Source organism: Sorangium sp. So ce128 (genome assembly GCF_051525245.1).
GTDB lineage: Bacteria > Myxococcota_A > Polyangia > Polyangiales > Polyangiaceae > Sorangium > Sorangium cellulosum_B.
The window spans coordinates 5424465-5438588 of sequence record NZ_CP150313.1; the positions used below are offsets into that span (position 1 = coordinate 5424465).

Genomic DNA, 14124 nt, shown 5'->3' on the forward strand with positions numbered 1-14124 from the left:
CCCGCCGGCCGTCAGCCGCCGCAGCTCACCCCTCGAGCAGCTCGAACCGGATCCCCGCCGCCTGAAGCCGCTCGATGAGCCGCTCCCCCATCGCGACGACCGGCGTGATGACCCCGGCGCGCGCCGGCAGTCGCTCGCGGTCGAACGCCATGCAGAGCGCCGACTCTGCCACCATCTTGGCCGTCTCCGAGTAACCAGGATCGCCGCCGCTCACCCGCGTCACCACCTTGCGGGATGCGCTCTTCCCCTGGAAGGTCACCTGGAACCAGCTGCGCGCCCGCTCCTCCGCGCTCGGCCCCTCCCCCGGACTCCGCACCTTGCGGAGCAGCTCCCGCGTCGGTCCCACCTTGGCCAGCGCCGTGACCGCGCCGAAGCCGGCGATCCCCATCACGAGCTGCAGCCCGGACTTGACCTGCACGTTGTGGCTGTACTGGAAGTCGGGACCGTAGGCGTCGAGCTCCCGCGCGCTCCGCAGCACGACGAGCGGATCGATGCTGGGCATCGGGCAGAGCCATGCGCGCAGCCCCTTCTCGTAGTGGATACGCGTCTTGAGCCCCCGCACCCTGCGCGCCCCGTGCGCGTCCTCGCCGCGCGCGACGCCCTTCCTTGGGCCGGGGCGCGCCATGATCTCGAGCAGCGACTGCCAGGTGCCGCCGGAGAAGCTGCCGTGCGCGCGCACGATGCCCTCCACCACGATCGGCTCGCCCGCGGGGAGCTTCGTCACCGTGAAGAGCACCCCGAGGTCGTGCGGGATGCTGTCGAAGCCGCAGCAGTTGACGATCCGCACGCCCCGCGCGCGGGCAGCCTCGTGGTGGCGCTCGATGAGGCGGTCGACGAACCCGGGCTCGCCGGTGAGATCCGCGTAGTCCGTGCCCGCGCGGATGCACGCCTCGACGAGCGGCTCGCCGAGCGCCGTGTAAGGACCGACCGTCGTGATGACGACGCGCGCCTTCTGGGCCATGCGCTCGAGCGACGCCGCGTCGTCCGACGCCGCCTCGATGACGCCCAGCGAGGAGCACGCCGGATCGATCGCCTCCATCGCCGCCTTCACCTCGGCGAGGCGCCCCGCGTTCCGGCCAGCGATCGCCCAGCGGATGGGCCGCTCTTCTGCGCCGCGGGCAGAGGCGTCCTTGCCCTTGGTGGCGAGATACTCGGCGACGAGGCGACCGGTGAAGCCGGTCGCTCCGAAGACGATCACGTCGTACGCGCGGTCGCTGGTCATGGGGGCAGCCTTGATACCACGACCGCGGGCGGGAACGTCATCGCCGGCACCACGAGAGTGACGGCGGCACCCAGCCGCCGAACGAGCGCTCCAGGTGCTCCGCCACGGCGATCGTCACATGATCGTTGCCGTGGATCGCCGCCACCTGGACGCCGAGCGGCAGCCCCTCGCCGTTGAGGCCCAGCGGCACCTGCGTCGCCGGCATCTCCATGACGTTGAGCACCGCGGTGTATGTCCACTGGAAGGGCGGCAGGAGCGGCGCGTAGTGCCGCGGCGCGGGGCTCGGATAGGACGGGTAGAGCATCACGCCCTGCTCGCCGATGCGCGACACGAGCTCGGCGCGCAGCGCCTTGCCGAGCTCCAGGGCCCGCTCGACGCGCGCCGGCAGCAGCCCGCCGACGTCCTCCAGCAACGCGAGCCCCAGCGCCGGCAGCGTGTGCGGCGAGCGGCGGACCGACCAGCGGGCGAGCTCGCGCGGCAGGCTGACCGGGCGGCCATCACCGAGCAACGCCCGGAACGTGACGCCCCCGGACGTGCCCACCATCGCGGTCCAGATGTCGAGCGCCCGCGCCAGGAGGTCGACCTTCGCCTCGATCACCGTCGCCCCGCAGGCGGCGAGCGCCTCCGCCGCCCTCCGCTGCGCGGCCACGAGATCGGCGCTCACCCGGCGCACCCCGTCGTGCTCGACGGAGAGCACCGTCAACGTGCCGAGATCGACCGAGGCCGGATCACCGAGCGGCAGCGGCGCGCAGCCCGGATCGCGCGCGTCGGGGCCGGCGAGGAGGCGGAGCACCGGCATGAGATCCTCGGCGCGCCGAGCGATCGGCCCCGTCGTCATGAAGCGGAGCCCTCGCTCGCCCGGCAGCGGGAACTGGCCCGAGGTCGGCACGAGCCCGCCGGTCGGCTTGTGGCCGAAGACGCCGTTGAAGAACGCGGGCATGCGGATGGATCCGCCGATGTCCGAGCCGAGTCCGACCGGCGCGCCGCCCGCGCCGACCACCGCGGCCTCCCCGCCCGAGCTGCCGCCCGCGGTGCGCGCCGGGTCGTAGGGGTTGTTCGTCCGGCCGTAGAGCCGGTTGTTCGTCTCCATCCACATGCAGAGCTCCGACACGTTGGTGACGCCGAGCGGGATGAACCCGGCCGCGCGCAGGCGCGTGACCGTCACGGCGTCCTCCTCCGCGCGCACGCCGGCGCGTGCGACGAGCCCCGCGGAGTTCGGCATGCCGGCGACGGCGAAGCTCTCCTTGATGGAGCACGGGACGCCGAGGAACGGCGGCGCGCCCGCGGCCCCGCGTTGTTCGAGGAGGGCATCGGCCGCGCGCGCCTCGGCGCGGGCGGCGTCGAACCGGTCCGCCACCATCGCGTTGAGCGTCGGGTTCACGCGCTCGATGTGCCGGATATGGGCCTCCACGACCTCGGCCGACGTCACGGCGCGCTCGCGGATCAGCGCGGCGAGCCGGGTCGCGGAGAGCAGGAGCAGCGGATCTCGTGACAGCATGCGTGCGACCGAAGATCAGGCTCGGGACGACGACCCAGGTCAAGGGTCCGCCACCCCGGGTCCGTCGATCGCCCTCGCCCCATCCCGGGCGCGAGACGCGCGCGGCCCTCGCCGGGCGCCCTCTTGGACGCCGGAGGCGCGAGCCGCCTACTCCTCCGCGGCCTGCTCCGCGCCCGCGGCCTGCCCCGCGCCCGCGGCCTGCTCCGTACCCGCGCGCTGCACCCGCGCGGCGGCGACCGCGCGCGCCCGCGCTCGCTGCGGGAAGGCCCACCGCACCGCCCCGGTGACCAGCCAGTCGACCGCCCCCCGGTCATCGACCTGGACGCCGGGATCGACGTACACCTGCACCCGCTCGCTGAGCTCTGCGCCGACCTCCAGCACGCTCGTCGACACGACGCGGTGCGCTCCGCGGTGGTCGATCGAGAACGCCTGGTCCGGGCTCACCCAGAACCCGTGCGGCAGCTCGATGATCGCGAATTCCCTGATCGTCGACTTCTGGATGGCGTTCCGCCCCGGGTCGCCGCCGAACGACACCGCGTGCTGCAGCTGGGCCCCGAGCCGCGCGGGCCGCGCCACGCGGACGTACGCCTGGACGAGGGGCGCCACCTGGTTCTTTCCCGCGCCGAGCGCGCGCTTCGTCGCCGAGTCGAGGAGGAGATCCGTGCCCAGGACCAGCGCGAACCGCGGCGTGCCCACCACGCGGACGAGCGGCCGGATCAGGATGTCGCCGAGCCCCACGTCGCGCTGGCCCTCGATGTCGCCCGCGTACGCGAGCGGCAGGTCTGCGCGCAGCGAGAACGTCCTGGTGAAGGCGTAGTCCCCCCGGAGCACCGCTGCGTTGAAGAAGCCGTTCTTGCCGCTCGAGTAATCGTTCCGGAGCTCGAGGAACGTGCTGAAGTTGGCGGCCGCCCTCGGTTGCGTCCGGGGCGCCGCAGCGGCGGGCCGCTCCGGCGCAGCAGGTGGCTGCGCAGGCGGCGCGGGTGGAAGCGACGGCCGCGCGGGCTGTGCACCGGCGAGCGCCGTGGGATCCCCTGGCTGCGCAGGATCGGCGCGGGCTGCGGCGGCGCCGCTCAGCGCGAGGAGCCCGACCGTGCCGAGCGAGGCCACGCGGCGGCGCTTCAGACCCGAGGGCGAGACCGTTCGATCGGCAGGGCGCGCCTGCGCGACGCGATGCGCTTGCATGCCGGATTCATGGGTGTGTCGCGCGATCTGGCGGCAGTCAGTTCAAGACAGCAGTCTGCACTTCGGGGGCGCATGAGCCGACGTCCGGTGTTTGCGCACCTCTCCCCCGGCACCCCAGCATTCCTGGCCGCGCCCTCGCTTGCGCGCGCTCCACGCGACGCGCTCGGCGCGCCTCGCTCGACTCGCCCGGCGTCGCGCTCGAGCGACGCATCCGTGCACATCGAGCGCAGTGCATCGCCGTTCGAGACACCGCAGACCGAGCTCCCGGACAGCGCCGGTCCGTGCTGAACATCACGCGGTTCACGTGCGCGCGCTCGAACAAAAAACTGCACGAAATGCCGCAGAAACAAGCGATCTGTAAAGAAACAACTTGACGCGACGCAGCAGCTCTGTAGGGTAGAAGCATCTACGCCATGCAGAAGCCGATGTGCACCGCCAGCGCCCACGCCTCCGGCGATGGGACCCTCGCTGAGAAGGTTGTGCACCATGCTTCGTTGGCGTCCTCGGCGGCGCGTTCGTCCGTCGTCGTCGAAGGCGGCGTGTCCGTCGGGCTCCTAGCGGGCCTAGCCATTCCTGCGCTCATCAGCCTAGTTGACGTCGTCGGGCTGATTCGCGTCGGGAACGGGTGCGGGCCGCCGCTCTGAGCTGAAACAGCATGGAGATAGGCCCCCGCACCGAGATGGTCCGGGGGCTTTCGTTTTTTTCGGCCTGAGGGTTCACGGAGAGCAGCCGTCGTCGAAGGAGGATCAGGTGAGCAAGGAACATTCGAGGAAAAATCGGGAGGACGCCTCAATCGAGGCCGTCGGCCAGCGCATCGCGGAGCTCGCCGAGCTCGTCGCCGCGGGATGTGGGGTGCCCGTCGCGTCGAGCGCCGTGCGAGAGGAGTTCGAGGCGCTCGTCGACGAGATCCGCGCCCGAGCCAGCGGGGGCGCCGTCCGCGCGCCCCAGCGCTCCTCGACGCACCTCAAGGGCGCGCGCCCGCACGGCGACGCCGCGGAGGCATCGTTCGAGTTCCATGCTGACCCGCCCTCCGCGCGCTCCAACGTGGACCAGCGCGCGGATCTGCGCGCCAAGCCGGCGAGCGCACCGGGCAGCTCGCGCGTCGTGTCGCTCGACGACGCGCGCAGGGTGCTCGACGCGATCCGCCGCGAGGAGAGCAGCGGCGACGGCCCTCGGGAGGATCTGCAGCGCGCGATCGCCTAAGTTGCTGAGCCTCTGAGAAACGGCGGAACCCCGCGGCCAAGGCGCCCCCATGCGCCCCACCTTCACCCGCGTGACTCGATGGAGTCGGGAATTATGAAACGAACCGGTGCACAGATTATCTGGGAAGTCCTCGTCCGCGAAGGCGTGGACGTGGTCTTTGGCTATCCGGGCGGCGCGATCATGCCCGCCTACGACACGATCCTCGGTTACCCGATCCGCCATGTGCTCGTCCGGCACGAGCAGGGCGCAGCGCACATGGCGGACGGGTACGCCCGCGCCTCGGGCAAGGTCGGCGTGTGCGTCGCCACCTCGGGGCCGGGCGCGACGAACCTCGTCACCGGGATCGCGACGGCGATGCTCGACTCCTCGCCGATCGTCTGTATCACCGGGCAGGTGTCCTCCAAGCTGCTCGGGACCGACGCGTTCCAGGAGACGGACATCACGGGCGTCACCCTGCCCATCACCAAGCACAACTACCTCGTGACCGACGTGGAGGACATCGCCCCCGCCCTCCGCGAGGCGTTCTACATCGCGCGCTCGGGCCGCCCAGGCCCCGTGCTCGTGGACATCACCAAGGACGCCCAGCAGGCGTCGATCGAATTCGAGCCGCCGAAGGGCGAGGTCCGCTTGCCCGGCTACCGCCCCTCGCAGCACGCCGTCCAGACGGACATCGAGAAGGCGATCGACCTCATCGACGAGGCCGAGCGGCCGCTCATCCTGGCCGGTCAGGGCATCGTCAGGGCCGAGGCGACGCGCGAGCTCCTCGCCTTCGTGGAGAAGACGGGGATCCCCGTCGCCTCCACGCTGCTCGGCCTCGGCGGCTTCCCGGCGAAGCACCCCCTCAGCCTCGGCATGATGGGGATGCACGGCGAGGCGTGGGTGAACAACGCCATCCAGGAGGCCGACCTCCTCATCGCGCTCGGGATGCGCTTCGACGACCGCGTGACCGGCAACCTCAAGACCTACGCCGTCAAGGCGAAGAAGATCCACGTCGAGATCGACCGGTCCGAGATCAACAAGAATGTCAAGGTTGATGTCGGCCTCGTCGGCGACGTCCGGGACACGCTGCTGTCGCTCATCCCCGGGTGCAAGCAGCGCAACCGCGGCCCGTGGGTCGACCGCATCAACCTGTTGAAGGGCGACTCGGCGGTCCGTGACATTCAACAATTGCCGTACAACGACAAATTGTACGCCGCGCACGTGATGCACGACCTCTGGCGGCTCACCGACGGCAAGGCGCTTGTGGTAACCGACGTCGGCCAGCACCAGATGTGGGAAGCGCAGTACTACAAGCACGATTACCCGCGGAAGCTCATCACCTCCGGCGGGCTCGGCACGATGGGCTTCTCCCTGCCGGCGGCGATCGGCGCGCGCTTCGCGAAGCCGGAGGACGAGATCTGGGTGGTCGTGGGCGACGGCGGCTTCCAGATGACCGCGTGCGAGCTCTCGACCTGCGCGCAGGAGGGGCTCAAGGTCCACGTGGCCGTCATCAACAACGGCTACCTCGGCATGGTGCGGCAGTGGCAGGAGTTCTTCTACAACCGGCGCTACTCGGCGACCCCGATGCGCAGCCCGGATTTCGTGAAGCTCGCCGAGGCCCACGGGCTGACCGGCATCCGCGTCACGAAGCGCGAGGAGATCGCCGGGGCCGTGGAGCGCGCGCGCGCCACGCCGGGCACCGTGGTCGTCGACTTCCGTGTGGAGCAGGAGGATAGCGTCTATCCGATGGTCCCCGCCGGCGCCGACCTGAACGACATGATCCGGCGCCCGAGCCCCATCGTGGAGACCGGGGAGGACCCGTGAACGCGCCAGCAGACCCACGCGCCCTGGGCGCGCGCTCCAGCGTGAGCGTGCGCCCGTCGGACGGGCGGGGCGCGCCCGAGCGCGCCGCGGCCGGAGCCGGGCGCACCATAGACAAGAGGGACTTTCAAGAGGCATCCATGGATCGACCCATCCTGCGCACGTTCATCGCCTACGTCGAAGACCGCCCCGGCGTGCTCAACCGCGTCGCGTCCCTCTTCCGGCGGCGCGCCTACAACATCGAGTCGCTGAGCGTCGGGCGCACCCACATCGCCGGGATCTCGCGCCTGACCCTGGTCCTCGAGGCGGACGAGGACGGGGCGCGGCGCCTGGAGGCGAACCTCTACAAGCTGGTCAACACCCTCTGGGTCCGGGACGTCACCCACACCGCCTCGGTCGCGCGTGACCTCGCGCTCATCAAGGTGAAGGCGGACGCGACGAGCCGGGCGCAGGTGCTCCAGCTCTGCGAGGTGTTCCGCGCGCGCACCGTCGATGTCGCCCCCGAGGCGCTGACCATCGAGATCACCGGGACCGGCGACAAGATCGAGGGCCTGCTCGAGGTGCTTCGCCCGTTCGGGATCATCGAGATGGTGCGGACCGGGATGATCGTGATGACCCGCGGCGCCGAGGAGGCCGAGGCCAGGTTCGACTCGATCCCCGTGCGCACCGCCGAGAACAGCGCCTCCTGACGGTATGACGACGGTGTAGCGACGGTGTAAAGAGCGCGCGCAACACGTGAACGACGTGAAGGACGGGAGCCGCGAGGTGCGGGTCCCGGTTGTAAGGAGAGAGAGATGGCTAAGATTTTTTACGATAACGACGCGGATCTTTCGCTCATCCAGAGCAAGAAGGTCGCGATCGTGGGCTATGGCTCCCAGGGGCACGCGCACGCGCTGAACCTGCGCGACAGCGGCGTCACGGTGATCGTCGCCCTGCCCGAGGGCAGCAAGAGCCGGCCCAAGGCGCAGGCCGCGGGGCTGCAGGTGGCCACGGTGTCCGAGGCCGCGAAGGCCGCCGACGTCATCATGATCCTCGCCCCCGACACGTCGCAGGCGCGCATCTACAACGAGCAGATCGCGCCGCACCTCGGCCCGGGCAAGACGCTCATGTTCGCGCACGGGTTCAACATCCGCTTCAACACGATCACGCCCCCCCCGTCGGTCGACGTGTCGATGATCGCCCCGAAGGGCCCCGGCCACCGGGTGCGCGAGACGTTCGAGGCCGGCGGCGGCGTCCCGGCCCTCCTCGCCGTCCACCAGGACGCGAGCGGCAAGGCGGAGGCCCAGGCGCTCGCCTACGCCAAGGGCATCGGCGCGACGCGCGCCGGGGTGCTCCTCACGACGTTCGCGGAGGAGACCGAGACCGACCTCTTCGGCGAGCAGGCGGTGCTCTGCGGCGGCGCGAGCGAGCTCGTGAAGGCCGGCTTCGAGACGCTCGTCAACGCCGGCTACCAGCCGGAGATCGCGTACTTCGAGTGTCTGCACGAGCTCAAGCTCATCGTCGACCTCATGTACCGCGGCGGCCTCAACTACATGCGGTACTCGATCAGCGACACCGCCGAACACGGCGACTACGTGTCGGGCCCGCGGGTCATCACCGACAAGACGCGCGAGGAGATGAAGCGCATCCTCGCCGAAATCCAGAGCGGCGAGTTCGCGCGCAAGTGGATCGCGGAGAACGAGGCGGGCCGGCCGAAGTTCGAGGCGACGCGGGCGAAGGAGCGGGAGCAGCGGCTCGAGATCGTGGGCGCCAACCTGCGCAAGATGATGCCGTTCATCGATCCCGTCACCATCAAGCCCGGCGACTGAGCCTCTCCACTCGTGGGAGGCGGCGGAGAACACCATGCCTGAGATGATTGCGAATCAAGCGATGCCCCCGTCCGATTACGTCCGCATCTTCGACACGACGCTGCGCGACGGCGAGCAGTCGCCGGGCGCGACGATGACATCGTCGGAGAAGCTCGAGATCGCGCTCGCGCTGGCGAAGCTCGGCGTCGACGTCATCGAGACGGGCTTCCCCGCCGCTTCCCCCGACGATCTGCTCGCCGTCCAGACGATCGCCGAGCGCGTGGGCGCGGCCGCGGTCCCCGGCCGCCCCGCCGCGACCCCGCCGATCATCTGCGCCCTCGCCCGCGCCACCAAGGTCGACATCGACAAGGCGTGGGAGGGCGTCGCCCGGGCCGCGCACCCCCGGATCCACACCTTCCTCGCCACGAGCGACATCCACCTCAAGCACAAGCTCCGGATGACCCGGGCGGAGGTGCTCGACCGCGTGCGGGCCATGGTCGCGTACGCGCGCGACCTGTGCGCCGACGTGGAGTTCAGCCCCGAGGACGCCGGCCGGAGCGAGCCGGAGTTCCTCTACCAGGTGCTCGAGGCCGCGATCGCCGCCGGGGCCACCACGCTCAACATCCCGGATACCGTCGGGTACACCATCCCGAGCGAGTTCGGCGCGCTCATCGCGGGGATCCGCAAGAACGTCCCGGGGATCGACCGCGCCATCGTCTCGGTCCACTGCCACAACGACCTCGGGCTCGCGACGGCCAACGCGCTGGAGGGCATCCGCGCGGGCGCGCGCCAGGCCGAGGTGACCATCAACGGCATCGGCGAGCGCGCTGGCAACACCGCGCTCGAGGAGATCGTCATGGCGCTCGCCACGCGCCGGGCCGTCTTCGGGCTGCGCACCGGGATCGACACGACCCAGATCGCCACCGTGAGCCGCCTCGTCAGCGCGGCCACGGGCTTCAACGTCCAGCCGAACAAGGCGATCGTCGGCGCCAACGCCTTCGCGCACGAGTCCGGCATCCACCAGGACGGGATGCTGAAGCACCAGGAGACGTACGAGATCATGCGGCCAGAGATGGTCGGGGTGACGCAGACCCGGCTCGTCCTCGGCAAGCACTCGGGCAGGCACGCGCTCCGCAACCGGCTGGAGGAGCTCGGCTACCACCTCGACGAGGCCCAGCTCGCGGCGGCGTTCGCCAGCTTCAAGGCGCTCGCGGACAAGAAGAAGCACGTCACCGATCCCGACATCGAGGCGATCGTCTCGACCACGCGGGCGCAGGCCGACGATCTCTACACGCTCGACGCGCTCCAGGTCGCCTGCGGGACCACGGGCATGCCCACCGCCACCGTCCGCCTCCGCGGGCCGGACGGGGCGCTGCACGTCCGCGCCGCGATCGGCACCGGGCCGGTGGACGCCGCCTACCGGGCGATCGACGAGATCGTCCGCGTGCCGAGCAGCCTCCTCGAGTTCTCGGTGCACGCGGTGACCGAAGGCATCGACGCGCTCGGCGAGGTGAGCGTCCGCGTCCGGGCGGACGCGACGTCGAGCAAGCGGCACCCGCAGCACGACGCCGCGGCGCGCGTCTTCCACGGCCACGGCGCTGACACCGACATCCTGGTGGCCAGCGCGAAGGCGTACCTCACCGCCCTGAACCGGCTCCTCGCGACCTACGGCGTCGAGCCCAAGGACGACGCGGCGGCGTCAGAGAGCAACCAGAGCGGCCACGGCGCCGCCGTCGAGACCGCGAGGTAGGGCCGTGCGCCGAGCGCAGGAGGCCCCCCAGGGGGGCGACGAGCTCGGCGACCCGATCTCGCTGCACAAGGAAGTCGAACCTTATGAATCCGCCTCATAACGGCGCGGAGCAGGGCGCCCGCCCCTCGGACCGCGTCGACGTCTACGACACAACGCTACGCGACGGCACCCAGCGCGAGGGCATCTCGCTCGCGTGCGAGGACAAGCTGAGCATCGCGCGCCACCTCGACGCGTTCGGCCTGACCTTCATCGAGGGCGGGTGGCCTGGCTCGAACCCGAAGGACGCGCAGTTCTTCGAGCGGGCGAAGGACATCGAGTGGAAGCACGCGAAGATCGCCGCGTTCGGCTCGACGCGCCGGGCCTCGCTGGCCCCCGAGGACGACCCCGGGCTGCGCGCGCTCCTCGCAGCGGGGACGAGCGTCTGCACGATCTTCGGCAAGAGCTCGGTCCAGCACGTTACGGCGGTGCTGCGCACGACGCTCGACGAGAACCTCCGGATGATCGAGGAGACCATCGCCTTCCTGCGCGCGCACGGCCGCCGCGTGATCTACGACGCCGAGCACTTCTTCGACGGGTTCGCGCTCGACCGATCGTACGCGACCGAGACGCTGCACGCCGCCGTGCGCGGCGGGGCGGAGGTGGTCACGCTCTGCGACACGAACGGCGGCTCGATGCCCTGGCAGATCGAGGCGGTGGTGGCCGAGATGAAGGCGGCGCTGGGCCACCCGCTGGGCATCCACGCCCACAACGACGGTGAGTGCGCGGTCGCCAACTCGATCGCCGCCGTGCGCGGAGGCGCCCGGCACGTCCAGGGCACCATCAACGGCTACGGCGAGCGCTGCGGGAACGCGAACCTCTGCGCGATCATCCCGAACCTGGAGCTGAAGCTCGGCCTCCGGGCGCTCCCGGACGGGGCGCTCCGCGGGCTCACCGAGCTCTCGCACTACGTCGCCGACGTGGCGAACCTCTCCCCCGACGATCACATGGCCTACGTCGGGCGGAGCGCCTTCGCGCACAAGGGCGGCGTGCACGTCGCGGCGATGAGGCGCGAGCCTGCGTCCTACCAGCACATCGATCCCGCGCTCGTCGGCAACGCGATGCGGACCGTGGTCAGCGAGCTGTCGGGCCGCGGCAACCTCCTCAGCAAGGCCGAGGAGTTCGGGCTCGAGGTGCCGACGGGCGCCGAGGTCGAGGTGCTGGAGCAGATCAAGGAGCGCGAGGCGCGCGGCTCGTCGTTCGAGGCGGCCGAGGCGTCCGTCGCGCTGCTGCTCCGCCGGAGCTCGCCGGGCTACAAGCCGCCGTTCCGGCTGCTCGACTTCAAGGTCATCGCGGGCCAGCGCGAAGGAGTCGGCACCTTCGCCGAGGCGATGATCAAGATCGCGGTCGACGACGAGGTGGTGATCACGGCGGCCGAGGGGTCCGGCCCCGTCAACGCGCTCGACGGCGCGCTCCGCAAGGCGCTCGCGCCCGTGTTCCCGGCCGTGCGTGACATCCAGCTCGTCGACTACAAGGTGCGTATCCTCGACGGGCGCGACGGCACCTCGGCGACGACGCGCGTGCTCATCAACAGCCGCGACGCGCATCGCCAGTGGAGCACCGTCGGCGCGTCGACGAACATCATCGATGCGTCCTGGCATGCGCTCGCGGACGGGATCGAGTATGGGCTCACGCTCGCAGCGAGAGAGCCACAGCAGTACACATCCACGTTGCCTGCCAGCGAGGTCGCATGAAGGCCAATATCGTTCTTTTGCCCGGCGACGGCATCGGCGTCGAAGTGGTCGCCGAAACCCGCGCCACCCTCGACGCTGTCGCCGCCCAGTTCGGCCACAGCTTCAGCTACTCGGAGCACCTCATCGGCGGGTGCGCCATCGACGCGACCGGCACGGCGCTGACGCAGGAGACGCTCGACGCGTGCCGCGCGGCGGATGCCGTCCTGCTCGGCGCCGTCGGCGGCCCCAAGTGGGACAACCCGAGCGCGAGCGTCCGCCCCGAGCAGGGGCTGCTCGCGCTGCGCCAGGGGCTCGGCCTGTACGCCAACCTGCGGCCGATCCGCCTGTTCCCGGAGCTCATCCAGGCCTCTCCCCTCAAGGCGGAGCGGCTCGCGGACGTCGACATCCTGGTCGTCCGTGAGCTGACGGGCGGGCTCTACTTCGGCAAGCCCCGCCTCCGCGAGGAGGTGAACGGGCGCCGGCGCGCGGTCGACACGCTCGAGTACACGGACGAGGAGATCCAGCGCGTCGTCGAGCTCGCGTTCCGCCTCGCGTCGTCGCGCAGGCGCCTCGTCACGTCCGTCGACAAGGCGAACGTCCTCGAGTCGTCGCGGCTCTGGCGCACGGTGGCGACCGAGGTCGCCGCCCGCCACCCGGAGATCCGCATCGAGCACCAGCTCGTCGACTCGTGCGCGATGCGGCTCATCACCTCGGCCGCGGCGTTCGACGTCATCGTTACCGAGAACATGTTCGGCGACATCCTGACCGACGAGGCCGCCGTGCTCGCCGGCTCGCTGGGGCTCTGCCCGAGCGCGTCGCTGGGCGATGGGACGCGCGGGGTCTACGAGCCGATCCATGGCTCGGCGCCCGACATTGCCGGCAAGGGGCTCGCTAACCCGATCGGGACGATCCTGAGCGCCGCGATGCTGCTCCGGCACTCGCTGCGGCTCGACAAGGAGGCGGCCGTGCTCGAGCGCGCGGTGGCGCAGGCCATCGCCGGCGGCGCACGGACGGCGGACCTCGGCGGCAAGCTGTCGACCCAGGGGATGGGCGAGGCGGTCCGCGCGAAGCTCGCGGGCTGAGCGCTCCCTCCAGGCGGCCTCGGGCGAGCCCCTCACCGGGGCTCGCCGCGCGCATTGACGGCGCGATCGCTCTCTTCTCGCCCTCTTCCCTGCACGGCCATCGACGCGTGGACACAAGGCCCCTTCGCGGGCCGCTCCTACGCGGTGCTCCCAGGCTGTCCAGTCCACCGCTCTCCTCGCTCGAATCCATCGCTCTTCGCGCCCGACCATCGACCAGGACGGGACGGTATGTGTCGTGGACGGGTCCGATGGTGGCCCTGACGATCTCCTGTGTGAACCGCGGGAGCATGTGCTCCGGAGACGCAGTCGCGCGGATCTCCCCCATCAGCCTTCACGCTGGAGATCCTGGCGGACGACACGATCGCGCGAGCCTTCATGACGCATCCTTCGCCGCGCGGCGGTCGCTCGCGGTCGACGCCCGGGTGCTCCGCGCCATCCGATCCATCTCCGTTGATCGAGCTGTTCGCGTTCTAGGCACCACTGCCGAAGCCTCATAAGGACAGGCCTTCCCGCGCCCGGTCCTCGTAGCATCGCAGTCCGGCGCGCCTGCGCTCCTCTGCGCTGGCCAGCCAGAGCGATGACGCGGCGTCCGGCGCCCGGGATCTGCGAGGAGCGCGCGCAGCCGCCGGAGCACGTGGGAGGCCGGCGAGCGCCGCGCAGCCGCGGCTCGCGCCCTCCCAGGCAGCCGCGGCTCGCTCTCCCCGGAAGGAGCGCGTGACGCCTCCCTCGCGGCGCGCACGGCCTCGCAGAAAGCGTCCATGGTGTCTCAGGTGTCCTTTATGCGGTAATCGACATCACCTCCCGAACACCACACATGATCGTGCGGCGGGGGATCTCAGGTCCCCGCGTGTCAAAGCTCGTCGCCATGACGGGCGATGACTCCATTCGACA

General features: G+C 70.9%; 11 protein-coding genes. 8 read left to right on the forward strand and 3 right to left on the reverse strand.

Going from position 1 to position 14124, the window contains the following annotated elements; translation table 11 throughout:
- Positions 1-25: 25 nt before the first annotated feature.
- The 3 genes from WME82_RS20635 to WME82_RS20645 all read right to left on the reverse strand — a co-directional run bounded on the left by WME82_RS20635 (position 26) and on the right by WME82_RS20645 (position 3902).
- Entirely contained in the window at positions 26-1222 is a 1197-nt protein-coding gene (locus WME82_RS20635) for a saccharopine dehydrogenase family protein (protein ID WP_438044216.1), read from the reverse strand.
- A gap of 37 nt (positions 1223-1259) precedes the next feature.
- Positions 1260-2720, reverse strand: coding sequence for an amidase (locus WME82_RS20640; RefSeq protein WP_438044217.1), 1461 nt, complete (start codon positions 2718-2720; stop codon positions 1260-1262).
- A gap of 147 nt (positions 2721-2867) precedes the next feature.
- The gene (locus WME82_RS20645) at positions 2868-3902 is read right to left on the reverse strand and encodes a hypothetical protein (protein ID WP_438044218.1); all 1035 of its coding nucleotides are present in this window, start codon (positions 3900-3902) and stop codon (positions 2868-2870) included.
- Positions 3903-4315: 413 nt separating this feature from the next.
- Here WME82_RS20645 and WME82_RS20650 point away from each other — a divergent pair, with 413 nt between their 5' ends.
- From WME82_RS20650 to leuB, 8 genes are all read left to right on the forward strand, one after another.
- A complete protein-coding gene (locus tag WME82_RS20650) occupies positions 4316-4546 on the forward strand; it encodes a hypothetical protein (RefSeq protein ID WP_438044219.1) in 231 nt (76 codons plus the stop codon).
- A gap of 106 nt (positions 4547-4652) precedes the next feature.
- Positions 4653-5105, forward strand: a complete 453-nt coding sequence (locus WME82_RS20655) for a hypothetical protein (RefSeq protein ID WP_437747212.1) — start codon at positions 4653-4655, stop codon at positions 5103-5105.
- 93 nt (positions 5106-5198) lie between these two features.
- Complete coding sequence (gene ilvB, locus WME82_RS20660; RefSeq protein ID WP_437747213.1) at positions 5199-6908, forward strand: biosynthetic-type acetolactate synthase large subunit; 1710 nt, start codon at positions 5199-5201, stop codon at positions 6906-6908.
- A 137-nt stretch (positions 6909-7045) separates the two neighbouring features.
- Positions 7046-7594 carry an acetolactate synthase small subunit gene (ilvN, locus tag WME82_RS20665; protein ID WP_438044220.1) on the forward strand — a complete coding sequence of 183 codons (549 nt, stop codon included), beginning with the start codon at positions 7046-7048 and terminating at the stop codon, positions 7592-7594.
- Between the two features lie 105 nt (positions 7595-7699).
- Positions 7700-8713, forward strand: coding sequence for a ketol-acid reductoisomerase (gene ilvC, locus WME82_RS20670; protein WP_012236362.1), 1014 nt, complete (start codon positions 7700-7702; stop codon positions 8711-8713).
- Positions 8714-8747: 34 nt separating this feature from the next.
- Entirely contained in the window at positions 8748-10442 is a 1695-nt protein-coding gene (locus WME82_RS20675) for a 2-isopropylmalate synthase (RefSeq protein WP_438044221.1), read from the forward strand.
- A gap of 83 nt (positions 10443-10525) precedes the next feature.
- Positions 10526-12172, forward strand: a complete 1647-nt coding sequence (gene cimA, locus WME82_RS20680) for a citramalate synthase (RefSeq protein WP_438044222.1) — start codon at positions 10526-10528, stop codon at positions 12170-12172.
- Positions 12169-13233 (forward strand): 3-isopropylmalate dehydrogenase, encoded by a 1065-nt coding sequence (gene leuB / locus WME82_RS20685; protein ID WP_437300774.1) that lies wholly within the window; start codon positions 12169-12171, stop codon positions 13231-13233. The genes cimA and leuB overlap by 4 nt, the downstream gene beginning before the upstream one ends.
- Positions 13234-14124 lie beyond the last annotated feature (891 nt).